A 23853-nucleotide genomic window follows, 5' to 3' on the forward strand; every position below is an offset into this window, starting at 1 on the left:
ATCCCCGCGCCATGAAAAACGCCGGCAATAGCCGGCGTATTCTTTGATAAGGATAAAGGCAGCGATCAGATCGCCAGATCCTTTTCCTTCTTGCCTGCCTTCAGCGCATCGTTGAACCAGCGCGGGCGCTTGCCGCGGCCCGACCAGGTCTGTTCGGGATCGGCCGGATTGCGATACTTCGGTGCCACGGTAATACCGGTGCGGCGAGCCTTGCCGCCACGCGCCTGACCAAAAACATCTTCGAACGAAAATCCTTCGGCCTTGATGAGGGCGTGGATCTTGTCGCGCAGCTTGGCCACCTTTTCCTTGCGCAGCTCGTGCTGGCGCGACTGCGCCTTGCTGATCAGGTCATTGAGCTGATTGTGATTAAGGTTCTTGATGTCAACTGCCATAAGTAACTCCCGGGGGTGGGTATTGGCTAATGCATGGGCACGACGACATAAGGCCATGCCTCCATAAGAGTCCTTTGATTCTTACCGATTAAGCCTTGGCTTGCAAAGAAAAGGGATTATCTGGCGCTAATGGATGCGATTTAGGGCGAATATTAATCGGGGTATTAATGCCGGAAATGGCCGGTTCCATGGAGTGCAGCGGCCGGCAGGGCGCCCCTGGCGCCCCAATGAAAAACGGCCGCTTTCGCGGCCGTTTTCCTCAGGCATCCCGGCGTTTTCAGCCGAGCAGTGCGAACAGCTCGTCCTGTGTGATGGCGCGGGCTTCCGCCTCGTTGCGCGCCCGGTATTCCAGCGTGCCGGCCGCCAGGCCGCGCTCGCTGATCACCACGCGGTGCGGGATGCCGATCAGCTCCATGTCGGCGAACATGGCGCCGGGGCGCAGGCCGCGGTCGTCCAGTGCGACATCGACGCCGCGCTGCTGCAATTCGCGGTACAGCGCCTGCGCCGCCTCGGCGATCTCCGGCGAGTTCTTGGGATTGATCACGCACACGACGACGCGCCAGGGCGCCATCGGCTCCGGCCAGATGATGCCGGCGTCGTCATGGCGCTGCTCGATGGCGGCGGCCACGATGCGGCTGACGCCGATGCCGTAACAGCCCATCAGCATCACCTCGGCCTTGCCGTTCTCGTTCAGCACCGTGGCCTTGAGCGCCTCGGCGTACTTGTTGCCGAGCTGGAATACGTGGCCGACCTCGATGCCGCGCGCGATCTGCAGCGTGCCCTTGCCATCCGGCGAGAGGTCGCCGGCGACCACCTTGCGGATGTCCTCCACGCGGGTGACGCGCGCATCGCGCTCCCAGTTGGCGCCGGTGTAATGCGTGCCGTCCTGGTTGCCGCCGCAGACGAAGTCGGCCAGCACGGCCGCGCTACGGTCGACGATCACCGGGATTTCGGCGGGCAGGCCGGCCGGGCCGATGAAGCCGGGACGGGTGCCGGTCAGCGCGAGAATCTCTTCCTCGCTGGCCAGTACGGAGTCGCCCGGCATTTCGGCCAGCTTGCCGGCCTTCACTTCGTTGACCTCGTGGTCGCCACGCACGCACAGGGCCACCAGGCCCTCGTTGCCGCGGACCAGGATGGTCTTGATGCACTGCTCGGGGCTGACCTTGAGGAAGGCCGCCACCTCGTCGATGGTCTTCTGCGTGGGCGTGTCCACGCGCTGGAGCTCGGCGGACGGGGCAGGGCGCGTCGTGGTGGGCGCCAGCGCCTCGGCCTTCTCGATATTGGCCGCGTAGTCCGAACCGTCGGAGAAGATCAGCGCGTCCTCGCCCGAGTCGGCCAGCACCTGGAACTCGTGGCTGGCGTTGCCGCCGATGGCGCCGGTGTCGGCCTGCACCGCGCGGAACTTCAGGCCCAGGCGGGTGAAGATCGCGGAGTAGGCGCGATACATCGTGTCGTACGTCTGCTGCAGCGAATCCTGCGAAAGATGGAAGGAGTAGGCGTCCTTCATCAGGAATTCGCGCGCGCGCATCACGCCGAAGCGCGGACGGATCTCGTCGCGGAACTTGGTCTGGATCTGGTAGAAGTTCACCGGCAGCTGCTTGTAGCTCTTCAGCTCATTGCGCGCGAAGTCGGTGATCACTTCCTCGGCGGTGGGCGCGTAGCAGAACTCCTGCTCCTTGCGATCCTTGATCTTCAAGAGCTGCGGGCCGAACTTCGCCCAGCGGCCGCTTTCTTCCCACAGTTCCTGGGGCTGGATGGTCGGCATCAGCAGTTCGACGGCGCCGGCGCGATCCATTTCCTCGCGCACCACGTTTTCCACCTTGCGCAACACGCGCAGGCCCAGCGGCGACCAGGTGTACAGGCCCGCGGCGAGCTTGCGGATCATGCCGGCGCGCAGCATCAGCTGATGGCTGGCGATTTCGGCGTCGGCAGGGACTTCCTTGACGGTGGCCAGGTGGAATTGGCTGAGGCGCATGTGGCGGATCCGGCGGGTGAAAGACGCCGATTATAGCGATCCGCGATGCTTCAGGCCGGGCCCGCGTTCGGACCCGGCCGGCCGGGGCTCAATTGCCCGAGCAGTACTGCTGGTACTGGGTTTCCGCGGTGGCCTGCTGCTCATGGCGCTGATCCGGGTCCAGCACTTTCTGCTGGCCGTTCTGCTGCATCACGATGGGGCCGCTGCTCTTGAGTGCATCGAGGTTGCTTTTGAGGCCGGCGCAGAGCTTGGCGCGGTTTTCCGGGGTATCCATCATCGGAAGCGACGACTGCGACGTCGACGATTTGGCTTCGGAAGAGCCTTCGGTGGGCTTCGAGGCTGCCGGTTCGGCGAGGGGCTCGACGGTTCCCGTCGTGGTGACCTTGCTGTATTTGGTGCCCTGCGCCGGCGGCGCATCGGAGTAGTGCACGGTGCCGTTGGCATCGGTCCACTTGTAGGCCTGGGCGGCGACCAGAGGCGCAGCAAGCAGCAGTGCGGTGGCGATCAGCAAGCGGCGCATCGGGGTACTCCGGGGCATAAGACGGAAGGTGCGCATTTGTTAACACCCCCTTGGGCCGGACTCAAGCGGAGGATGGTTTACACTGCGCGCATTCCGTCACGGATTGATTCATGAGCGAGAGCGTGCCCGTCCGCCCCCCGCGTCACCGGGGTATTTACCTGCTGCCGAACCTGTTCACAACCGGCGCCATGTTCGCCGGTTTTTACGCGATCGTGGCAAGTATCGGCGGGGACTTCAGCTCGGCGGCCATCGCCGTGTTCGTCGCCGCCTTGCTCGACGGCATGGACGGGCGGGTGGCCCGCCTGACTGGCACCCAGACCGAGTTCGGCGTGCAGTACGACTCCCTGTCCGACCTGATCAGCTTCGGCCTGGCGCCTTCGCTGGTGATGTACACCTGGTCGCTGTCCACGCTGAAGGCATACGGCCCCATCTGGGGCAAGATCGGCTGGGCGGCCGCCTTCATCTATGCCGCCTGCGCCGCGTTGCGCCTGGCCCGCTTCAATACCCAGGTCGGCGTGATCGACAAGCGCTACTTCCAGGGCCTGGCCAGCCCCGCGGCGGCCGCGGTGTGCATGTCCTTCGTCTGGAGCATGGACAAGTTCGGCATCATCGGCGAGGAGGTCTGCTTCGTGACCCCGGTAATCGCCGTGATCGTAGGCCTGCTGATGGTGAGTCGCTTCCGCTATTACAGCTTCAAGTCGCTGCCGACGAGCGGTGACGGGCGCGTGCCCTTCCTGTGGATCATCGTCGGCGTGCTGGTGCTGGTGCCGTTCTTCATCGATCCGCCGCGCGTGCTGTTCGTGGTGTTCACGCTTTACCTGCTGTCCGGTCCGGTGATGACCCTGTGGGGTCGCGCCACGCACCGGCGCCGGCGTGGAGTGGCCTGACATGGCCGCTGCCGCACCGCTGCATCGGGGACGCGTCCTGCGGGCGCTCGGCATTACGCCGTGGGTGCGTCGCAACGTGGCGACCGCCGTTGTCGCCGAACCGGTGCCCATGGATACGCCGCCAGCGATGGCGGCCGGCGACTGCGTGGTGCTGCTGCCGGCGGGCTGCTCGCCGCGTGAGCTGGATCTGGTGGGCCGCGCCTTGATGAGTTGCGGTCCGGTGGTGGCGAGGGCGCCCCGCATCGAGGTGAGCAACGGTCGCCTCCCTGCCGCGCCGGAGGCTCGCGCCTACCTCGTGTTCGGCGAAGCGCAGGCGCATGCGCTGGGACGGGAGCTACCTGCGGCCGCCCTGAGCCGCGCCCATATCGTGCTCGCGGACGAACCGGGTGGCGTATTGTCTTCGGGTGCTGGCAAGCGCCGTCTGTGGAATGCATTGCGCAGCCTGCGGCGCGCCTTGTCCTCATCGTCGGAGTGATCGTCCATGGTCGCGGTGGCCCGTCCCCATGCTGAGATCCGCGCCATGCGGCGCGACGATGTACCCATCGTCGCAGCGATGGAGGCGGCTTCCTACGATTTTCCGTGGACGCCGGGCATCTTCACCGACTGCCTGAAGGCGGGCCACCCCAGCTGGACGATGTGGGTGGACGGCGTGATTGCCGGCTACGGCGTGTTGTCCGTGGCTGCCGGCGAGGCGCACGTGCTCAACGTCTGCGTGGGGCCCGATTACCGCGGCCTTGGCCTCGGCCGTTTCCTGATGCGGCGATTGCTGGATATCGCGCGCTGGAATGGTGCGGGTCGCGTCTTCCTGGAAGTGCGGCCTTCCAATCCGGTGGCGCAGAGCCTGTATCGCTCGATGGGATTCGAGGAGATTGGCCGGCGACCGAAGTATTACCCGGCCAAGGACGGGCGCGAGGACGCCATCGTGATGGCGCGGGACCTGATCGAAGCGCCTTAGTCGAGTGAGCTCCCCGGACGCCGCTAGGGCGCCCGGGGATCCATCATCAGCCGAGCTTCTGCGCCTGCTCGCGCAACGCGGTGAGCTGGATGCCCCAGTCGGTGATGCGCTGACGCTCCTGTGCCACCACTTCGGCCGGTGCATTGGCTACGAAGTTGGCGTTGCCCAGCTTGCCTTCGCACTTCTTGATCTCGACCTCGATACGGCTGATTTCCTTGCCCAGGCGCGCCTTCTCGGCGCCGAGGTCGATCAGGCCGGCGAGCGGGATCAGTACGCGCATCGAGCCCACCACCGCGGCTGCGGCAGCGGGTTCGTCCGCACCGGAGGCGATCCACTGCGGTGCTTCCACACGAGCGAGGAAGCTGATCTGCGCGGCGAACTTGGCGGCGCGCGCGCGATCGGTGGCGTCACCGTCAGCGAGCAGCAGCGGGATGGTCTTGCCCGGGGCGATGTTCATTTCCGCACGGATGCGGCGGATGCCACTCAGCACGTTCTTGAACCATTCGATCTCGGCGGTGGCGGCATCGTCGGCGACGATTTCGTCGGCGCGCGGCCACGGACGCTCCAGCAGGAACTTGGCGTCAAGCGCGAGCTTCGGCGCCACCGAGTGCCAGATCTCCTCGCTGATGAACGGCACGATTGGATGCAGCGCGCGCAGGATGGTTTCCAGCACCACCACCAGCGTGTGACGCGTGGAAGCGGCGGCCGCGGCGTCATCACCGTTGAGTGCAGGCTTGGACAGTTCCAGGAACCAGTCGCAGAACTCGTTCCAGGTGAACTCGTACAACTCCTGCGCCAGCAGGTCGAAGCGATAGCTGGCGAAGTGCTGCTCGACGTCGGTGAGCGTCTGCTTCAGGCGCGTGAGGATCCAGCGCTCCGCTTCCGTCACCGGTGCCGAGCCCCTCTCCCCCCGGGAGAGGGGTTGGGGTGAGGGTGCGGCCATAGCGACAGTCTGCGCGCTGGCCGAACCCTCACCCGGCGCCTGCGCGCCACCCTCTCCCGATGGGAGAGGGGATTCCAGGTTCATCAGCACGAAGCGCGCGGCGTTCCACAGCTTGTTGCAGAACGCCTTGTAGCCTTCGGCGCGCTTGATGTCGAAGTTGATGGTGCGGCTGTAGCTGGCCAGCGCGGCGAAGGTGAAGCGCAGCGCGTCGGTGCCGATGGCGGGAATGCCGGCCGGGTAATCCTTGCGGATGCGCTTCTCCACTTTCTCGCGCACCTGCGGAATCAGCAGCGACTTGGTGGACTTGGCCACCAGCGGCTCCAGCTCGATGCCGTCGATCAGGTCCAGCGGGTCCAGCGTGTTGCCTTTGGACTTGGACATCTTCTGGCCTTCCGCATCACGCACGATGGCGTTGATGTAGACGTGCTTGAACGGCACGCGACCGGTGAAGTACTTGGTCGCCATCACCATGCGGGCGACCCAGAAGAAGATGATGTCGAAGCCCGTGACCAGCACGGCGCTGGGCAGGAAAATCTGGTCGTTTTCCCAGTTCGCGACGACGTTGCCGTGTTCGTCCTTGACCGGGCCATTCATCGGCCAGCCCAGGGTGGAGAACGGCCACAGCGCGGAGCTGAACCAGGTGTCGAGCACGTCCTCGTCCTGGCGCAGCGCGCCGACCGGCGCGACGGTGGCGTGCGCACGCGCATCGGCCTCGTCCTCGCCTACGAAGATGTTGCCCGCTTCGTCGTAGAACGCCGGGATGCGGTGGCCCCACCACAGCTGGCGGCTGATGCACCAGTCCTGGATGTTGTCCAGCCACTGCGTGTAGGTGGTGCTCCAGTTTTCCGGGACGAACTTGATCTCTCCACCGCGCACCGCCTGCAGCGCCGGCTCGGTGATTTCCTTGCGGCCCTTCTCGCTGGTGAGGTCGAGGAACCACTGGTCGGTGAGCATCGGCTCGATCACGGCATCCGAACGCTGGCTCACCGGCACCTGCAGCTTGTGCGGCTTGGTTTCGACCAGCAGGCCCTCGGCCTCGAGATCCGCCAGCACGGCCTTGCGTGCCTCGTAGCGGTCCATGCCGCGGTACTTCGCCGGCGCGTTCTCGTTGACCTTCGCGTCCAGCGTGAAGATGTTGATCGGTGCCAGGTTGTGGCGCTGGCCGATGGCGTAGTCGTTGAAGTCGTGCGCCGGGGTGATCTTCACGAAGCCGGTGCCGAACTCGCGGTCGACGTAATCGTCGGCGATCACCGGAATTTCGCGGCCCGACAGCGGCAGGCGCAGCATCTGGCCGATCAGGCGCGCGTGGCGCTCGTCTTCCGGATGCACGGCCACGGCGACGTCGCCCAGCATGGTTTCCGGACGCGTGGTGGCGACCACCACACTGTCCTTGCCGTCGGCGGTGAAGTAGCGGATCGACCACATGTGGCCATCGCGCTCGACGTTGTTCACTTCAAGGTCGGACACCGCGGTACCCAGCGCCGGGTCCCAGTTCACCAGGCGGTTGCCACGGTAGATCAGGCCCGCGCGGTACCACTCGACGAACACCTTGCGCACGGCCTCGGACAGGCCCGGGTCCATCGTGAAGCGTTCGCGCGACCAGTCGGCGGCGACGCCCAGGCGACGCATCTGGTTGGTGATGGTGGAGCCGGACTCTTCCTTCCACTGCCACACGCGCTCGATGAAGGCTTCGCGGCCCAGGTCGTGGCGCGTCTTGTTCTCGACCGCGAGCTGGTTCTCCACGATCTTCTGCGTGGCGATGCCGGCGTGGTCGGTGCCCACCTGCCACAGCGTGTTCATGCCGCGCATGCGCTGGTAGCGGATCAGCATGTCCATCACGGTCTGCTGGAACGCATGGCCCATGTGCAGGGTGCCGGTGACGTTCGGCGGCGGCAGCAGGATGCAGTACGGCTCGCCCTGGCCAGTGGGCTTGAAGTCGCCGCTGGATTCCCAGGCGGCATACCACTTCGATTCGATCTGGCCGGGCTCGAAACTCTTTTCCATCGGGGGCTCGCAACGGGCGCGCCGAGCGGCGCGCGTGGGTATGGGGCGTAAAAGAGCCATTGTACGGGCGGGGGGGCTGGGGTGCCATTTTCGAAGGCATTGCGGCCGCCTCCAACCTCGTCATTCCCGCGAAAGCGGGAATCCAGTGCCTTAGCCGCCTTGCCACGCATCGTGACACTGGAAAGACGCTGGATGACCAGCTTCGCTGTTGTGAAGCATCTCCCGCCTTCGCGGGAATGACGGATAGGAAAGGGGGCGTAACTGTGGCAGCTAGCCACGGTCGAGTGCGCTCCGCCCAGCTCTACTCAGGGCAGCAGCTCGATCCCGAACCGCCTCACCAGCAGGGCGAACAGGCCAAAACAGGCCACGGTGATCACCAGGCAGGCCAGCAGGGTGGGCCAGAAGCCCAGGCGGGGCAGCAGCACCGGGAAGGCCAGGAACATCGGCAGCGTGGGCACCACGTACCAGAAGGTGTACCAGGCGTGGTTGGCGATCTTGGCCTGGGGCTGGTGCTCGACCTGCAGCCAGATCAGCACCAGCACCGTCACCAGGGGCAGGGCGGCCACGAAGCCGCCCAGGCGGTCACTGCGCCTGGCGAATTCCGACACCATGACCACCACCGCGGCGGTGATCAGGTACTTGGTCACCAGCCAGGCCATCGAAAGGGCTCACCCGCCGCGCAGCTGGCGGCTGTAGGCGTGGACCTCGTCGACCAGCACCTTCACGTTGTCGGGGTCGACTTCCGGAGTGATGCCGTGGCCCAGGTTGAACACATGGCCGGGGTGATTGCCGTAGCTGTCCAGCACGCGGCGTACCTCGCGGCGGATCACCTCGGGGGTGGCCAGCAGGATGGCCGGGTCCAGGTTGCCCTGCAGCGCAACGCGGCCGTTCACCGCCTGGCGCGCGTCGGCCAGGTCGATGGTCCAGTCCACGCCGAGCCCGCTGCAGCCGGTGTCGGCCATGGCGGACAGGTGTCGGCCGGCGCCCTTGGAGAACAGGATCACCGGCAGGTCGCGGCTGGCGGCATCTGCCTTCAGGGCATCGACCACCTGGGCCATGTAACGCAGCGAGAACTCGCGGAACGGCGCTGGGCCGAGCAGGCCGCCCCAGGTGTCGAACACCATCAGCGCCTGCGCACCGGCGGCCGCCTGGGCAATCAGGTAGGCGGCCACGGACTGTGCCAGCGTGTCGAGCAGGCGGTGGGCAAGGGCGGGCTCGCTCCAGCACATCGCCTTGAGGCGCGCGAAGTCGCGCGAACCCTGGCCTTCCACCATGTAGCAGGCCAGCGTCCACGGGCTGCCGGAGAAGCCGATCAGCGGCACGCGGCCATGCAGCTCGCGACGGATCAGGCGCACCGCGTCCATCACGTAGCGCAGCTCGCTCTCCATGTCCGGCACGCCGAGGCGCTCGATATCGGCCTTGGAACGCACCGGGTGCGCGAACTGCGGGCCTTCGCCTTGGGCGAAACTCAGGCCCAGGCCCATCGCATCGGGAATGGTGAGGATGTCGGAGAACAGGATGGCGGCGTCCAGCTCGAACCGGTCGAGTGGCTGCAGCGTCACTTCGCAGGCCATCTCCGGGTTCTGCGCCAGGCCCATGAAATTGCCGGCGCGTGCGCGGGTGGCGCGATACTCCGGCAGGTAACGGCCAGCCTGGCGCATCACCCACACGGGCGTGGTGTCGGTAGCCTCACGGCGCAGGGCGCGCAGGAAGCGGTCGTTCTTCAGGATGTCACTCATCTCAGGATCCGTAAGGGCCGTCCAGGCCCTGGCTGAACATCACGCGGAAACCGCGCTTGATCTGTGCGTCGCGTGCCTTCTGGAACGCGGCGAGCGCATCGTCGCGTTCGAGGAATTGCTCACGCTTGAGCGTGGCCTTGCCACCCTGCACGCCCGACTCGCGATAGAGCGTCCACCCGCCCAGCAGGTCCTGTTCCAGCGCGATCTGGACATAGCGCGGCGCCTCGGAGGTGGCGGGCATGGCTTGCAGGTAGAGGCGCATGGAGGTCGATTCGGAGCAGGACGGCGAATGGCCTTGGAACCCGCATTCTAGAAGGCTTGGCACGCGGGAGCGAGCGCGACGATCAGCCGCGTTCCATTCGTGCGGCTTTTTCTTCCTGTAGGAGCGCACCCAGTGCGCGAAAAACCTACGGAGCGGAAACGCCGTCACTCTGCGGTCGCGCACTGGGTGCGCTCCCACAAAGGGCGGCGGCGACGATCAGCGCGTGGCGGCTTCCAGCACGGCCAACACATCGTCCTCGCTCACGCCGCTGACGATTTCCGCGCGACCCACGCCACGCCACAGGATGAGTCGCAGCGTGCCGGCCAGGTTCTTCTTGTCCAGCCGCATCAGGGCGAGCAGTTGCGCCGGATCCATGCCCGCGGGAATCGCGGTGGGCAGGCCCAGCGTTTCCAGCAGGCGATGCATGCGCGCCGTGTCGCCGGCCTCGCTCATGCCCAGGCGCTCGGACAGCTTGGCGGCGAGCAACATGCCGATGGCGACGCCTTCGCCATGCAGCAGCACGGTGTACTTGCCTGCGGTCTCCAGCGCGTGGCCGAACGTGTGGCCGAGATTGAGCAGGGCGCGTTCGCCTTGTTCGGTTTCGTCACGCGCCACCACGCCGGCCTTGTATTGCACCTTGCGTGCGATGGCTTCGATCAGCGGCGCGGTCTCGCGCGCGTTCAACGCGGCTGCATGTTGCTCCAGCCACGTGAAGAAGGCCGGGTCGCCGATGGCCGCGCCCTTCACCACCTCGGCGAGGCCTGCGCGATATTCGCGATCGGGCAGCGTGGCGAGGGTGTCGATGTCCGCTACGACGGCGCGCGGCTGGTGGAACGCACCCACCAGATTCTTGCCGGCAGGGAGGTTCACGCCCGTCTTGCCGCCCACCGAGGAGTCGACCATCGACAGCAGCGTGGTCGGCATCTGGATGAAATCGATGCCGCGCATCCAGCACGCGGCGCTAAAGCCGGCGAGGTCGCCGACCACGCCGCCACCAAGCGCCACCACGCAGGCATCGCGCGTGGCACCCAGCTGGGCCAGTGCTTCCAGTGCGCGACCCACGTTGGCGAAGGTCTTGTGCGCCTCGCCATCGTCGATCAGAAAGGACGACCAATGCAGTCCGTCCAATCCTGCTGCCACGCGATCGAGATAAAGCGGAGCTACCGTGGTGTTGCTGATTACCAGCGCATGACGGCCGCGCAGCATGGCGCGCCAGCGCGACGTGTCGGTGAGCAGGCCGGGGCCGATCCAGACCGGATAGCTGCGCGACCCAAGGGCGACGTCGATGGTGCGAATGGAGCTGGAAGTAGGTGTGCTCATGCGGCGTGCTGTCGTTGCCAGTGCTGGTCGATCAGGACAATGCTGCGTTCGCTGGCAGCGTGGACGTGTTCGTGCTCGCCGGGAATCACCAGGTCGGCGATTTCCTCGTAGAACGGCGTGCGCATCTTTGCCATGGCGCTGAGCCGTTCGGCGCGATCGCCACTGGCCAGCAGCGGGCGCTGCTTGTCGTGAGCCAGGCGCTCGAGCTGCTGTTCCAGCGTGGCCTGCAGCCACAGCACGAAGCCGCGTTCGACCAGGAGGCGACGATTGGCCGGATCGAGCACCGCGCCCGCGCCGGTGGCCATGAGCACGCCGCCGCTACGGCTGCATTCGTCCAGCAGCGCACTTTCGCGGCGGCGGAAGCCGGTCTCGCCTTCGATCTCGAACACCGCGCTGACCGGTACACCACACTGCCGCTCGATCTCCTGGTCGAGATCAAGGAAGTTCAGCCCATAATGCTCGGCCAGCCGACGTCCGATGGACGTCTTGCCGGCGCCGGTCGGGCCGACGATGAACAGGTTGCACGATGGATTCATGGGTGAATGCTAACAGGCGCGAAAGCGCATGGCTGCGCTGCAGCATGGGAGTTTCCGCATGAGCGCCCGCGTGCTGATCGCCGGCTGCGGGGACGTGGGGCTGCGCGTGGCGCATCGACTCCTGGCCCGTGGCGACGAGGTGTGGGCACTGCGCCGCCGCGGGACGCTGGATGGCAGCGGCATCCACTGGTTGCAGGGCGATCTGACCCAGCCCGCCACGCTGCGCGCTCTGCCCGAGCGCATCGAGCAACTGGTCTACCTGCCGGCACCGGACGCGCGGGATGGGCAGGTGTATCGCGCGTTGTTCGTCGACGGCCTGCGCCATCTGCTCGACGTGCTCGATCCCGGCATGCTCCAGCGCGTGCTGCTGGTGTCCTCCAGCGCGATCTACGGCGAGCACGGCGAGGCCTGGGTGGATGAGGAGACGCCAGCCGATCCGCCGGGCTTCAACGGTGAGGTGCTGCTGGAAGCGGAACGCTGGCTGGCGGCACAGCCGGTGGCATCCGTGGTGCTGCGCCTGGCCGGGCTCTATGGCCCCGACCGCCTGCAACTGATCGAGCGCTTGCGCGCGGGTGGGGTAAGGGTGCCGCGGCAGCATGTGCACTGGGCGAACCGCATCCATGTCGACGATGCGGCCGGCGCCATCGCGCATCTCCTGGCCATGAAGGATCCGATGCCGCTTTACCTTGGCGTGGACAACACACCGCTGCCGCTGGACGTGTTGTACGACCACCTGGCCGCGCTGGCCGGTGTCCCCCTGCCAGCCGAGGGCGCGGCCCCGGCGGGGGTAGGCAGCAAGCGCCTCAGCAACGCGCGCCTGCGCGCCAGCGGTTTCGTTCCGCAATGGCCGGATGCGCGACAGGGCTACGCCGCGCTGTTGCGCGATGAACGCCTGGGCTGAAAGGGATAGTGAGCAACGGCACTGGAAGGCCGCTCGCGGCGGGTTGACCATGCCTGCAGTGATACAGCCCCGGAGGAATTGTCATGCCCGCCAATATCGCGCTTCACATGGTCAGTACCAGCAACGAGCTTCCCGGTTATCGCGTGGTTCGCCCGATGGGCATCGTGCGCGGCATCACGGTGCGTTCACGCAGTGTCATCGGCAACTTCGGCGCCGCGCTGCAGACCCTGGTGGGTGGCAACATCTCGATCTACACGGAGCTGTGCGAGAAGGCGCGCGAGGAGGCCTTCGAGCTGATGATGCGCCATGCCGGCGAACGTGGAGCCAACGCGGTGATTGCCATGCGCTACGACGCGAACGATATCGCCGAAGGCGTCACCGAAGTGCTTGCCTACGGCACGGCCGTGCAGGTGGAGCCGCTGGCCTGATCAGCTGTGGTTGAGTGCGATGACGTGGCGGTTGTCGTCGTACTCGACCGTGGTATCGGCAAGGTCGGGCAGGGTGGCCAGCGCATGCCGGCTCAATCGCTCGAAATGCGCGAGGAAGCGCAGCATGGTTTCGGCATCCATGGCCAGCGGTGCGTGGCGGGCAAGGAGTTCCTCCTCCTGCTCGCTACGCCACTTGCGCACGATTTCCCAGTTGGGTGCCTGCAGCACGATCAGGACATCCAGCTTGCGCCATAGCGGCTGGTACGCGCGCAACTGCTTGTTGACCCAGTGACGCCACACGCCATCGGGGTCTTCATCACGTTCGAGCGTGTTGACGGGTTCTTCCAGCGCGGCCTGGGTCTGCGGGCGCAGGCCGATGGCCCAGCCCTCCAGGATCACCAGCTTCGGCGGCCTTGTCACATTCGGCCACTTCGACGGTGGCATGCGTGTATCCCGACCCTTGTCGAAGCGCGGGTGGCTTACCGGCAGCTTGTCCGAGGCATGCGGCAGGGCCGCCAGCACGGACAGCAGCAGCTCGATTTCATGCGTGCCCGGTACCCCGCGGGTTCGCAGCAGCGGGTGGATCTGGTGGGCCAGCACCTCGCGCTCGCTGCGTGAATAGTAGAAGTCGTCCAGCGACAGCACCTCGGTGGGCCAGCCGCGGGCCTCGGCCTGCGCCTTCATCTCCCGGGCGAGCGTGCTCTTGCCGCTGCCCTGCAGGCCGGACAGGCCCAGCAGGTAAGGGCGGCGGGAGCGGGCGATGCGACCGGCGAACTGGTCGAGCAGGTGCCCGGCCAGGGTCGAATTCTGCGTGCTAGCATCTGGTGACATGCCGGCCATGATGGCGCGCGGCGGCCACGATTCAAGACCCCATGTTGAAACAAGAGATCCTTGACACCTTCCTTCAGTTGCTGGACGAGGCCGCGGCGGGAGGTGACCCCGAAGCCACGGCGATGAATCTGGCCACGGTGGATGCCGCCGGACGCGTGAGTTCGCGCATCGTGCTGCTGAAGGGCGCCGACGAACGCGGCTTCCGCTTCTACACCAACTACGAAAGCGACAAGGGCGCGCAGCTCAATGCGCACCACCAGGTCGCGTTGTGCTTCCACTGGAAGCAGCTGCGCCAGGGTGTGCAGGTGCGCGTGGAAGGCGCGGCGCGAAAACTGCTGGACGAAGAGTCCGACGTCTACTTCGCCACGCGTCCGCGCGCCAGCCAGATCGGCGCATGGGCCTCGCTGCAATCGCAGACCCTGCCTGACCGCGATACCTTCGAGCAGCGCTTCTCGCGCTACGAGAAGGAATTCGAAGGCCATGACGTGCCGCGGCCGCCGCATTGGGGCGGCTACGTGATCGAGCCCGACATGGTCGAGTTCTGGTACGGCGCCGAGTACCGCTTGCACGAGCGCGTGCGCTGGAGTCGCCACGGCCAGACCTGGACCAATCGCCTGCTCTATCCTTGAAGACCGCTCGCCATTCGGAGACCTGAAGCATGCGTGCCACGCCCGCCGATCACGTCGCCCAGAATGGCTTCACCGTGCATACGCGCGGCCGTGGCTTCACCGAGATCACCGAGAAGGTGGGCGAGGTGGTGGCGGCCAGCGGCGTGCACACCGGCATCGCCAACCTCTTCAGCCTGCACACCAGTTGCTCGCTGCTGATCAGCGAGAACGCCGACCCCACCGTGCGCGACGATCTGGAACGCTGGTTCACGCGCGCGGTGCCGGATGGCGATGCCATCTTCCGCCATGACGAAGAAGGCCCCGACGACATGCCCGCCCACGTGCGCGCCATCCTCACCAGCGTGAGCCTGGTGGTGCCGGTGCACGCGGGCAAGGTGCAGCTGGGCACCTGGCAAGGTATCTACCTGTGGGAGCACCGCCTCGATCCGCACCAGCGCAAGGTGGTGGTGACGGTGCTGGGACATTGAACACGTGACCGACGTAGTGCCGACCATCGACCGTTATCCGCAACGCATCGTCTGCCTGACCGAAGAGCCCACCGAAGTGCTGTATGCACTCGGTGAGCAGGATCGCATCGTGGGCATCTCGGGTTTCACCGTGCGGCCGCCGAAGGCGCGCAAGGAGAAGCCGAAGGTTTCAGCGTTCACCAGCGCGAAGATCGACGAGATCCTCAAGCTGCAACCGGACTTCGTGGTGGGTTTCTCCGACATCCAGGCCGACATCGCGCGCGAGCTGATCAAGGCGGGCGTGGAGGTGTGGATCAGCAACCATCGCAGTGTCGACGGCATTCTTGGCTATATCCGTCGCCTGGGTGCGATGGTTGGCGCGGCGGAGAAGGCCGAGGCTTATGCGCAGCGGGCCGAACGGCATATCGCCGCGATTGAAGCGGCGGCTGCGACCTTCTCCAGTCGTCCGAAGGTTTATTTCGAAGAGTGGGATGACCCGCTGATCACTGGCATCCGTTGGGTGGCAGAGCTGGTTCGTCTTGCCGGTGGCGATGATGTGTTTCCGCAAATGTCAGGCGAGTCGCTCGCGAAGCATCGCATCCTCGCCGATCCCGGCGAGGTAGTGCAGCAAGCGCCGGACATCATCCTGGGGTCGTGGTGCGGCAAGCGCTTTCGGCCGGACAAGGTGGCTGCGCGCGAGGGGTGGGATGCGATTCCTGCGGTGCGCAACGGTGATCTTTACGAGATCAAGTCACCGATCATCCTGCAGCCCGGGCCGGCGGCGTTGTTTGATGGGTTGGAGGCGATGCATAAGATTTTTGCCGAGTGGGAGAGTCGGCAGCGTAGCTAGACTCAGGTGATCCTGGGTGCGTTTGCTAGCGCAACGCGAGTCTGCACTTCTCTCTCTGGCTGCCACTGTAGGAGCGCACCCAGTGCGCGACCGCCGTTCGCCTCTGTCTTCACTGTTCGTCATCCCAGCAAGAGGCTGGACAAACGCAAAGCGCGCAGAACGCCCGTAGGGCGGCCCCGAAGGGGCGAGCGTAGCGAGTCATCCAGCGCTTGGGTTTCTGCTTCCTGACGTGACGTTCCCGCCAGCTTGCTCGCCTGCCGCGGGCTTCCGACGGCCTGCCGGCCGCCGGGTCACTTCTCTTTGCGTGGCCAAAGAGAAGTAACCAAGAGAAAGGCCACCCCGATGCCGCGCCTTCCGGGCTATCGCCCGGAAGGTTCGCGGGCGGGCTCCGGGGTTTGTCGACAGGGCGTCCTGCCCTGACGACAAACTGGCCGGCGTCCTGCCGGCCACCCTTCGGGCTGTTCCTCCACCCGCCCGCCGCGTCATAGGGGAGGGGAGGTCAAAAGCCAGAGCGAAGAGCCGACTCCTCTCCCCTGTAGGAGCGCACCCAGTGCGCGACCGCCTTGCGCCTCGGTCTCGGAGATCAAAAGCTAGAAGCAAAGGCTAGAGCCAATCTCAAAGCTGGGCCGAGGATCGTGTGCGTGCGCGACCCGCAAACAAACATCGGGCAGCACACACCAATGTTTTCCACAGCCCGTGTGGAAGCCTATGGGCGAAGCCTGTGGATAGGTGCCCTAAACGCTTGATGCCAAAGAAGGCCGTCACGCACTGCTACTTCTTTGCCCATCACGATGTGCCGCGCAGCGGCACGAGCCTTTAAACCTCCCCCGTGTGGCGGTGAGGGGAGGACGATCAGGCCCCGCAGGGGTGCCCGACAAGGATGTCGGGCACTTTTCGTCCGGGCAGGAGCCCGGTCGAAAAGCCCGGTCGCCCCTCACGGACTGGCTGGGCGCAGCCCAGACAGCGCCACACGGGGTGCTCTTTCTTTTGGTTACTTTTCTTTGAGCAAGCAAAGAAAAGTAACCCGGGCCGCGGCAGCGGCTCGGAAGCCCGCGGCAGGCGAGCCCGCCGGCGACAGCGCCAGATCAAAGACGAAAGTCACTGGACTCCCGCCTTCGCGGGAGTGACGGGTAGGATGGATCGCGGCGAAGGGCGATCGCGCACTGGGTGCGCTCCTACAGGGAAACGCCAGCGTTGCAACGAGCCTCGAGGCGAGGTCGGCCCCTCACCACCTTAAAGGTGGCAATGCCCCGACCCTCTCCCCGGCGGGGAGAGGGAGCAAAGGCGGCGTGCAACGCTTACCAGATCTTCACCCGCTGGTTCTCCAGCCGCCACATCGGCTGCCCCGGCTTCACGCCGAACGCCTCATAGAAATCCGGCACATTCGACAGCGGACCATTGACGCGATACTTCGCCGGCGCATGCACATCCGCCAGCAGCGAATTGCGCAGGCGTGCTTCGCGCTCCTGCGAAAGCCAGCCCAGCGCGTAGCCCAGGAAGAAGCGCTGCAGTGGCGAATAACCGGCGACCTTCTCGCCCTTCTGGTACTGCGCGGTCTTCTTGAACGCATCCAGGCCGATCATGATGCCGCCGAAGTCGGCGATGTTTTCGCCCAGGCTGGCCTGTCCGTTGATGTGCAGGCCGGGCAGTGGTTCGAACGCGTTGAATTGCTTCACCATCACCTGCGCACGCTGGGTGAAACGATCCGCGTCCTGCTTGGTCCACCAGTCTTGAAGGTTACCGTTGGCGTCGTACTGGCGGCCTTCGTCGTCAAAGCCATGGGTGATCTCATGGCCGATGGTGGAGGCGGCGACATAGCCGTACACCACGGCATCATCGATGTCTCCATCCGCGAACCCCGGGATCATGAACTGCGCGGCGGGCAGCACGATCTCGTTGTTGGACGGGTTGTAGTACGCGTTGTAGGTCTGTGGCGTCATGTCCCATTCGGCGCGATCGACCGGCTTGCCGTACTTGGACAGCATGTCGTCGAAGGCCCAGCGCTGCGCGCGCATCATGTTCTGCGCATACGAATCGCGGCCGATGGTCAGCTTGGAATAGTCCTTCCACTTATCCGGGTAGCCCACCTTCCTGGTCACGGCGGCGAGCTTCTCGTGCGCCTTGGCCTTGGTCGCGGGGCTCATCCAGTCGAGCTTGTCGATGCGCTCGCCGTAGGCGGTGCGCACGGCCTCGACCATGGTGTTGTAGCGTTGTTTGCTGGCCTCGGAGAAGTAGTCCTTCACGTAGATACGGCCGAGGATCATGCCCAGCGCGCCGTTCTCGGCGCGCAACGCACGCTTCCAGCGAGGCTTCTGCTGGGCCTGGCCGGACAGGGTGCGGCCGTAGAAATCGAAATGCTCGTCGTCGAAAGCCTGGCTCAGGTAGCTGGCGTATTCGTCGGCGAGATGCACACGCAGGTAGTCCCGCAGCACTGGCACCGGCGTCTTGGCGAGCAGCGACTGCAGGCCGTCGAAGAATTCGGGCTGGCCGACGATGACGGTGGGCGCCGAGAGCTTCCACGCTGCGAGGCGGGTATCCCACACGATGGCCGGCGTGTGCTTCGTCGTCAGTTCCGACGGGGCCATCTTGTTGTAGTTCTTTTCCGGATCGCGCAGGTCGGCCAGCGGACGGGAAACCTTGGCGAGTGCCGTCTCAAACGCCATCACCTGGGTGGCGCTCTGCTTGGCAGCCGCTTCGTCGGCGCCGAGCAGGTGGAACATGCGTCCGAGATGCGCCACGTAGGCGGTGCGCGCCTTGGCCACGCCCTGCTCGCTGTTGAAGTAGTAGTCGCGCTCCGGCAGCCCCAGGCCACCTTGAGAGAGGTGCACGGCCATGGCGTCGCTCTGCTTTTCGTCCTGCGTCACGGCGAAGTCGAAGAACACGTCGACGCCCAGCGACTGCAGTGCAAACGCTGCGTCCAGTGCCGAGTTCACGTCATGCACGGTGTCGACGCGGGCGAGTTCGTCCTTCAGCGGCGTGGCGCCCAGGCGATCGGCCAGCGACTGGTCCATGGCGGTGGTCCAGAAATCGCCGATCTTCTGCTCGTCACTGCCGGCGGCCGCCTGCTTTTGCGCGGCGGCGTCTTCGCTGATCTTGCGCAGCTTGGCGTACAGCTCGTCCTGCACCACCTGGCCGATGCCCCATTGCGATTCCTCGGCGGGAATCGGATGGGCCTTCAGCCATGCGCCGTTCGCAAATTCGAAGAAGTCATCGCCCGGGTTGACCGAGGTGTCGATATTGCCTGCGACCACGTCGGGTTTCGGGGCGATGGTCGGACTGGCGGCGTAGGCGCTGCCCACGGCGGCGGCCGTCAGGGCAAGGGCGAGCAGACGGCGGCGCAGGGAAGAGGAGTTCGCATGCATGCGACGAGCATTCCTTGAGAACGAGAGGGAGATGGCCGCGCCCGAACGGCGCGGCCATGGATTTACATGCCCAGTGCCAGGCGGGCACCGAGGTCGGTAAGCGGCGAGACCAGCAGCAGGCGGGCGAGGATCAGCACGATCATCACGGCCCACGGACCGAAGTCGAGGCCGCCGGCCACCAGCTTGCCGCGCAGCGGGCGCAGCAGCGGGCTGACCAGGGTCCCGGCGAGACGGTAGACGGGGTGGTAGCCCTCGACCTGGAACAGGCTCATCAGCGACCACACGAAGATCAGCACCACGTAGAACATGGCGATGAAGTCCAGTGTGTCGGCAATCGACAGCACGAAGAGGCCGAGCACGTGCGGGAACATGCCGAGCAGGGAGAACAGCACCACGCGCTTGATCAGCATCAGCAGGAAGATCAGCAGTAACGCCGACACGTTGATGCGCCGCCAATTCGGCAGCACGCGGCGAAGCGGGGCAAGCACCGGATTGGTGGTGCGGTAAATGAACTGGCTCAGCGGGTTATGGAAGTCGGCGCGGCTGGCTTCGGCGGCCAGTCGCAGCATGAACAGCGCCGCGGCAGCGCCGAAGGCGAGTTCGAGCAGGAAGGAAAGAGCGTTGACGAGGTAGCTCACGGCGTGTCGTCCAGGGCAGCGGCCATCTCACCGCCACGGCGCGTGGCAGCAGCCACGGCACGGGCAACGACCTGGCTGAAGTGGTCGGCGGCGAAACTTTCCAGGGCGGCCTGGGTGGTGCCGTTCGGCGAGGTGACGCGCTTGCGCAGCACGCTGGGGTCTTCGCCGCTCTCGGTCAGCATGCGGCCGGCCCCCAGGCAAGCCTGTGCGGCCAGCGCACGTGCGGTGTCACGCGGCATGCCCTGCGAGAACGCCGCATCTTCCAGGGCTTCCACCATGGCGAAGAAATACGCCGGGCTGGAACCCGAGATGGCGGTCACCGTGTCCAGCTGCGATTCCTCGTCGAGCCAGCGGGTCAGGCCGACGGCGTCGAGGATGTGTTGGGCCAGTGCGCGCTGTTCGGCGCTCACGCGGCGGTTGGCAAACAGGCCGGTGGCGCCCGCGCCGATCAATGCCGGCGTGTTGGGCATGCAGCGCACGATGGGCAGGGCATGGCCGAACCAGCGTTCCAGCTGGTCGATGCGCACGCCGGCGGCAATGGAGATCAGCAGTGGCCGCTGGCGGGCCAGCACATCCTTCAGCTCGCCATGGACGGCCGGCATGATCTGCGGCTTCACGGCCAGGATCAGTACGTCGGCTTCGGCTGCCGCCTGGCGATTGTCGGCATAGCAGGCCACGCCGAACTCGCGGCCCAGCTCCTGGCGCGCCTCGGCCCGCGGTTCCGCCACGCTGATGGAAGAGGCGGCGACGCCGGTCTTCAGCAGGCCGCCGATGAGGCTGCGCGCCATATTGCCGCCGCCGATGAATGCGATACGTGTCATGCGGGTTCCTCGCCAGTACGGCCTTTACCTTACCGGAGGCGGGGGGCGGCCGTCCCATGGGAAACGTCCCGGCCTTATCCGGACTGGCGGGGACTTTCGCTAACCTGGTCCGCACTTTGGGCGATAGACCTAAGGAAAGACTGGTGGCACGGGCCTTGGCCCGAGTAGTATCGGCCCGCTTGCATGGGGAACCGGGACAAGGCCATTCGCACGGCGTCGGCGCGCTCGCGCTGCGGCGCCCTGCCGCTAGCTAAAACCCGACCCCCATGACCGTCGCATGACATCCAGTCGATTGGGTTGAGGGGAACACCAGATGGATATCGCCGAACTGCTTGCCTTCTCGGTGAAGAACAAGGCCTCGGACTTGCACCTGTCCGCCGGCCTGCCGCCGATGATCCGTGTGGACGGCGACGTGCGCCGCATCAACATCCCGGCGCTCGAGCACAAGCAAGTGCACTCGCTGATCTACGACATCATGTCGGACAAGCAGCGCCGCGACTACGAAGAATTCCTCGAGGTCGACTTCTCCTTCGAGATTCCCGGCCTGGCCCGCTTCCGCGTCAACGCGTTCAACCAGAACCGCGGCGCGGGTGCGGTGTTCCGTACCATTCCTTCCGAAGTGCTCACGCTGGAAGACTTGGCGGCGCCGGCAGTGTTCCGCGACCTGATCGAGCAGCCGCAGGGCCTGATCCTGGTGACCGGCCCGACGGGTTCGGGCAAGTCCACCACGCTGGCGGCGATGGTCGACCACATCAACAAGAACGAATACGGCCACATCCTCACCATCGAGGACCCGATCGAATTCGTGCATACCTCGCAGAAGTGCCTGATCAACCAGCGCGAAGTGCATCGCGACACCCATGGCTTCAACGAGGCGCTGCGCTCAGCCCTCCGCGAAGACCCGGACTTCGTGCTGGTGGGCGAGTTGCGCGACCTGGAAACCATCCGCCTGGCGCTGACCGCCGCGGAAACCGGTCACCTGGTGTTCGGCACCCTGCATACCAGCTCGGCCGCCAAGACCATCGACCGCATCATCGACGTGTTCCCGGCCGGCGAAAAGCCGATGGTGCGCTCGATGCTGTCCGAATCGCTGCGCGCGGTGATCTCGCAGTCGCTGCTGAAGAAGGTCGGCGGCGGACGCATCGCGGCGCACGAGATCATGGTTGGCATTCCCGCCATCCGTAACCTGATCCGCGAGGACAAGGTGGCGCAGATGTATTCGTCCATCCAGACCGGCCAGCAGTACGGCATGCAGACGCTGGACCAGAACCTGCAGGACCTCGTGAAGCGCGGCCTGGTCACTCGCCAGCAGGCGATGGGCTATGCGCGCAACAAGGACATCTTCAAGTAAGCAGTTGGTTGTTGACGTTGAACCCCGGAGGTCCGTGCCATGAGTGATTTCGACTTCACCTCGTTCCTGAAGCTGATGGTGCACAAGAAGGCATCGGACCTTTTCATTACGGCCGGCGTGCCGCCGTCAATGAAGGTGCAGGGCCGCGTCGTGCCGATCACGCAGAGTCCGCTGTCCGCGCAGCAGTCGCGCGACATGGTGCTCAACGTGATGACGCCATCGCAGCGCGAAGAGTTCGAAAAGACCCACGAGTGCCAGTTCGCCATCTCGGCGCAGGGCGTGGGCCGCTTCCGCGTGTCGTGCTTCTACCAGCGCAACTGCGTGGGCATGGTGCTGCGTCGCATCGAGTCGAAGATCCCGACCATCGAAGAGCTCACGTTGCCGCCGGTGATCAAGCAGCTGGCGATGACCAAGCGCGGCATCATCATCTTCGTGGGCGGCACCGGTACCGGTAAGTCGACCTCGCTGGCCTCGATGATCGGCTATCGCAACGCCAACTCGACCGGCCACATCATCACCATCGAGGACCCGATCGAATACGTGCACAAGCACGAGGGCTGCATCATCACGCAGCGCGAGCTGGGCATCGATACCGACAGCTGGGACAACGCGCTGAAGAACACGCTGCGCCAGGCGCCCGACGTCATCATGATCGGCGAAGTGCGTACCCGCGAGACGATGGAACACGCCATCAACTTCTCCGAAACCGGTCACCTGTGCCTGTGCACGCTGCATGCGAACAACGCCAACCAGGCGATGGACCGCATCCTGCACTTCTTCCCGGAAGACCGCCGCTCGCAGCTGTTCATGGACCTGTCGCTCAACCTCAAGGGCATCGTGGCGCAGCAGCTGATCCCGACCCCCGACGGCAAGGCGCGTCGCGTGGCGGTGGAAGTGCTGCTGGGTACGCCGCTGGTGCAGGACTACATCCGCCAGGGCGAGATCCACAAGCTCAAGGAAGTGATGAAGGAGTCCACCAACCTCGGCATGAAGACCTTCGACCAGAGCCTGGTCGAGCTCTACCACGCCGGCGAGATCTCCTACGAGGACGCACTGCGGCACGCGGACAGCTCCAACGAAGTGCGCCTGCGCATCAAGCTGGCCCAGGGCGGCGACGCGCATACGTTGTCGCAGGGCCTGGATGGCGTGGAGCTGGAAGAGACGCGCGATTCGCAGAACTTCGGCGGCGGCAACCTGCTGCGACGCTGATCAATCTGTTGGACGGACAAAAAAGAAGGAGCCCAAGGGGCTCCTTCTTCGTTTCAGCACCGCCCTATGCAGCGTGCGAGCGATTAATGAGCGGAATCGCTGACCATCAGGCCACTGGTATCTACGACTTTCACGCCCTTCACCTGCTTGGCGACATGTTCGACCTTGGCTTTCTCACCGGCGCTGGCGGTTGTGCCCGTCAGCGTCACGGTGCCGTCCTTGGTGTCGACGGAAATGTCGGTGCTCTTGATGCCCTTGGTGGTCGCCAGCTCGGATTTGATCTTGGTGGTGATCCAGGCATCGTTGGTCTTGCCGGGTACGGTCTCGTTGCTCGACTTGTCCTGCATGGTCGCTGAGTCCTGGGCCTGCCGCATGGAGGCCGCGTCCTGTTGGCGTTGTGCAGCGTCCTGCGATGCCTGTGGCGTAGTGGCCTGAGCGGCAACCTGTGCAAACGGCACGGTCGCGAAGGCTACCGCGAAGCCGGCGGCGATCAGCGTCTTGCGAAACAGGTTGTTGGTACGCATGGGGAATCTCCTGTGTGGGGAAGCACGGTCCAAATGGCAGGCCTCTGCCGTTGTCCGCGGCATCAGCGGGTTCCATACCAACAGCCCTTGCGTGAATCGCACATGGCTGTCGGGTCTCGTGATTCAGCGCGCCATTACGGTTGCGAACGCCGTGTCACGACGATGTCCCCAAAATGTTCGAGTCGCTAAGAACGTGCTAAGCGTGATGAGCATCAGAGCGCTCGTTTGCTCACATCGACTTTGCATTCGCGCTCCGGCTTGGCGGCTGCGCTTGCATGCGGCGTACACGTACAGCGATGACTGTCGCGATGCTCGCCGTTGTCGCAGCGA

The 23853-nt window shown here is 65.4% G+C and carries 24 protein-coding genes; 10 read left to right on the top strand and 14 right to left on the bottom strand.

Annotated features, from left to right (window positions below; translation table 11 throughout):
• Positions 1–65: 65 nt before the first annotated feature.
• The 3 genes from EPB08_RS03870 to EPB08_RS03880 form a co-directional block, all read right to left on the bottom strand.
• On the bottom strand, positions 66–392 hold the full coding sequence (locus EPB08_RS03870; RefSeq protein ID WP_130617709.1) for an H-NS histone family protein: 327 nt from the start codon (positions 390–392) through the stop codon (positions 66–68).
• A 277-nt stretch (positions 393–669) separates the two neighbouring features.
• Positions 670–2367, bottom strand: a complete 1698-nt coding sequence (locus EPB08_RS03875) for a proline--tRNA ligase (protein WP_130617710.1) — start codon at positions 2365–2367, stop codon at positions 670–672.
• Between the two features lie 88 nt (positions 2368–2455).
• Complete coding sequence (locus EPB08_RS03880) at positions 2456–2887, bottom strand: DUF4124 domain-containing protein (protein WP_130617711.1); 432 nt, start codon at positions 2885–2887, stop codon at positions 2456–2458.
• Between the two features lie 110 nt (positions 2888–2997).
• On the opposite strand from EPB08_RS03880, the gene EPB08_RS03885 reads away from it, so the two are divergent.
• The 3 genes from EPB08_RS03885 to rimI are packed head-to-tail and all read left to right on the top strand — an operon-like array spanning position 2998 to position 4729.
• Positions 2998–3774, top strand: coding sequence for a CDP-alcohol phosphatidyltransferase family protein (locus EPB08_RS03885; RefSeq protein ID WP_130617712.1), 777 nt, complete (start codon positions 2998–3000; stop codon positions 3772–3774).
• A gap of 1 nt (position 3775) precedes the next feature.
• Positions 3776–4249 (top strand): hypothetical protein, encoded by a 474-nt coding sequence (locus EPB08_RS03890; protein ID WP_130617713.1) that lies wholly within the window; start codon positions 3776–3778, stop codon positions 4247–4249.
• 6 nt (positions 4250–4255) lie between these two features.
• Positions 4256–4729 carry a ribosomal protein S18-alanine N-acetyltransferase gene (gene rimI / locus EPB08_RS03895; RefSeq protein ID WP_130617714.1) on the top strand — a complete coding sequence of 158 codons (474 nt, stop codon included), beginning with the start codon at positions 4256–4258 and terminating at the stop codon, positions 4727–4729.
• Between the two features lie 46 nt (positions 4730–4775).
• Here the strand turns inward: rimI and EPB08_RS03900 are convergent, their stop codons facing one another.
• The 6 genes from EPB08_RS03900 to EPB08_RS03925 all read right to left on the bottom strand — a co-directional run bounded on the left by EPB08_RS03900 (position 4776) and on the right by EPB08_RS03925 (position 11533).
• Positions 4776–7676: a valine--tRNA ligase gene (locus EPB08_RS03900; protein WP_130617715.1), complete on the bottom strand. Its 2901-nt coding sequence runs from the start codon at positions 7674–7676 to the stop codon at positions 4776–4778.
• 305 nt (positions 7677–7981) lie between these two features.
• Complete coding sequence (locus EPB08_RS03905; protein WP_130617716.1) at positions 7982–8335, bottom strand: DUF3147 family protein; 354 nt, start codon at positions 8333–8335, stop codon at positions 7982–7984.
• A gap of 9 nt (positions 8336–8344) precedes the next feature.
• On the bottom strand, positions 8345–9415 hold the full coding sequence (gene hemE / locus EPB08_RS03910; RefSeq protein WP_130617717.1) for a uroporphyrinogen decarboxylase: 1071 nt from the start codon (positions 9413–9415) through the stop codon (positions 8345–8347).
• Position 9416: 1 nt separating this feature from the next.
• A complete protein-coding gene (locus tag EPB08_RS03915) occupies positions 9417–9677 on the bottom strand; it encodes a WGR domain-containing protein (protein WP_038615533.1) in 261 nt (86 codons plus the stop codon).
• A gap of 216 nt (positions 9678–9893) precedes the next feature.
• The gene (aroB, locus tag EPB08_RS03920) at positions 9894–10997 is read right to left on the bottom strand and encodes a 3-dehydroquinate synthase (protein ID WP_130617718.1); all 1104 of its coding nucleotides are present in this window, start codon (positions 10995–10997) and stop codon (positions 9894–9896) included.
• Positions 10994–11533: a shikimate kinase gene (locus tag EPB08_RS03925; protein WP_130617719.1), complete on the bottom strand. Its 540-nt coding sequence runs from the start codon at positions 11531–11533 to the stop codon at positions 10994–10996. The genes aroB and EPB08_RS03925 overlap by 4 nt, the downstream gene beginning before the upstream one ends.
• Positions 11534–11591: 58 nt before the next feature.
• Between EPB08_RS03925 and EPB08_RS03930 the strand changes: the two genes are divergently transcribed.
• The gene (locus EPB08_RS03930; RefSeq protein WP_130617720.1) at positions 11592–12434 is read left to right on the top strand and encodes an NAD-dependent epimerase/dehydratase family protein; all 843 of its coding nucleotides are present in this window, start codon (positions 11592–11594) and stop codon (positions 12432–12434) included.
• An 83-nt stretch (positions 12435–12517) separates the two neighbouring features.
• Positions 12518–12862: a YbjQ family protein gene (locus tag EPB08_RS03935; protein WP_130617721.1), complete on the top strand. Its 345-nt coding sequence runs from the start codon at positions 12518–12520 to the stop codon at positions 12860–12862.
• On the opposite strand, the gene EPB08_RS03940 is transcribed toward EPB08_RS03935, so the two are convergent.
• A complete protein-coding gene (locus tag EPB08_RS03940) occupies positions 12863–13693 on the bottom strand; it encodes a kinase (RefSeq protein WP_130617722.1) in 831 nt (276 codons plus the stop codon).
• A gap of 41 nt (positions 13694–13734) precedes the next feature.
• Here EPB08_RS03940 and pdxH point away from each other — a divergent pair, with 41 nt between their 5' ends.
• The 3 genes from pdxH to EPB08_RS03955 are packed head-to-tail and all read left to right on the top strand — an operon-like array spanning position 13735 to position 15618.
• Positions 13735–14322, top strand: a complete 588-nt coding sequence (gene pdxH / locus EPB08_RS03945) for a pyridoxamine 5'-phosphate oxidase (protein WP_130617723.1) — start codon at positions 13735–13737, stop codon at positions 14320–14322.
• 29 nt (positions 14323–14351) lie between these two features.
• The gene (locus EPB08_RS03950; RefSeq protein ID WP_130617724.1) at positions 14352–14789 is read left to right on the top strand and encodes a secondary thiamine-phosphate synthase enzyme YjbQ; all 438 of its coding nucleotides are present in this window, start codon (positions 14352–14354) and stop codon (positions 14787–14789) included.
• Between the two features lie 4 nt (positions 14790–14793).
• Positions 14794–15618: a cobalamin-binding protein gene (locus EPB08_RS03955; protein ID WP_130617725.1), complete on the top strand. Its 825-nt coding sequence runs from the start codon at positions 14794–14796 to the stop codon at positions 15616–15618.
• A gap of 1298 nt (positions 15619–16916) precedes the next feature.
• Here the strand turns inward: EPB08_RS03955 and EPB08_RS03960 are convergent.
• From EPB08_RS03960 to proC, 3 genes are all read right to left on the bottom strand, one after another.
• On the bottom strand, positions 16917–18980 hold the full coding sequence (locus EPB08_RS03960; RefSeq protein WP_130617726.1) for a M13 family metallopeptidase: 2064 nt from the start codon (positions 18978–18980) through the stop codon (positions 16917–16919).
• A 62-nt stretch (positions 18981–19042) separates the two neighbouring features.
• Positions 19043–19618, bottom strand: coding sequence for a YggT family protein (locus tag EPB08_RS03965; protein ID WP_130617727.1), 576 nt, complete (start codon positions 19616–19618; stop codon positions 19043–19045).
• Positions 19615–20439, bottom strand: coding sequence for a pyrroline-5-carboxylate reductase (gene proC, locus EPB08_RS03970; protein ID WP_130617728.1), 825 nt, complete (start codon positions 20437–20439; stop codon positions 19615–19617). Before proC ends, EPB08_RS03965 begins: the two co-directional genes overlap by 4 nt.
• 313 nt (positions 20440–20752) lie before the next feature.
• On the opposite strand from proC, the gene EPB08_RS03975 reads away from it, so the two are divergent.
• Together EPB08_RS03975 and EPB08_RS03980 are read left to right on the top strand one after the other, a co-directional pair.
• A complete protein-coding gene (locus tag EPB08_RS03975) occupies positions 20753–21790 on the top strand; it encodes a type IV pilus twitching motility protein PilT (protein ID WP_130617729.1) in 1038 nt (345 codons plus the stop codon).
• Between the two features lie 39 nt (positions 21791–21829).
• Positions 21830–22999, top strand: coding sequence for a PilT/PilU family type 4a pilus ATPase (locus EPB08_RS03980; RefSeq protein WP_130617730.1), 1170 nt, complete (start codon positions 21830–21832; stop codon positions 22997–22999).
• Positions 23000–23082: 83 nt separating this feature from the next.
• Here the strand turns inward: EPB08_RS03980 and EPB08_RS03985 are convergent, their stop codons facing one another.
• Positions 23083–23523 carry a BON domain-containing protein gene (locus EPB08_RS03985; protein WP_130617731.1) on the bottom strand — a complete coding sequence of 147 codons (441 nt, stop codon included), beginning with the start codon at positions 23521–23523 and terminating at the stop codon, positions 23083–23085.
• Positions 23524–23853: the final 330 nt, after the last annotated feature.

This window comes from Dyella amyloliquefaciens (genome assembly GCF_004296575.1).
GTDB lineage: Bacteria > Pseudomonadota > Gammaproteobacteria > Xanthomonadales > Rhodanobacteraceae > Dyella > Dyella amyloliquefaciens.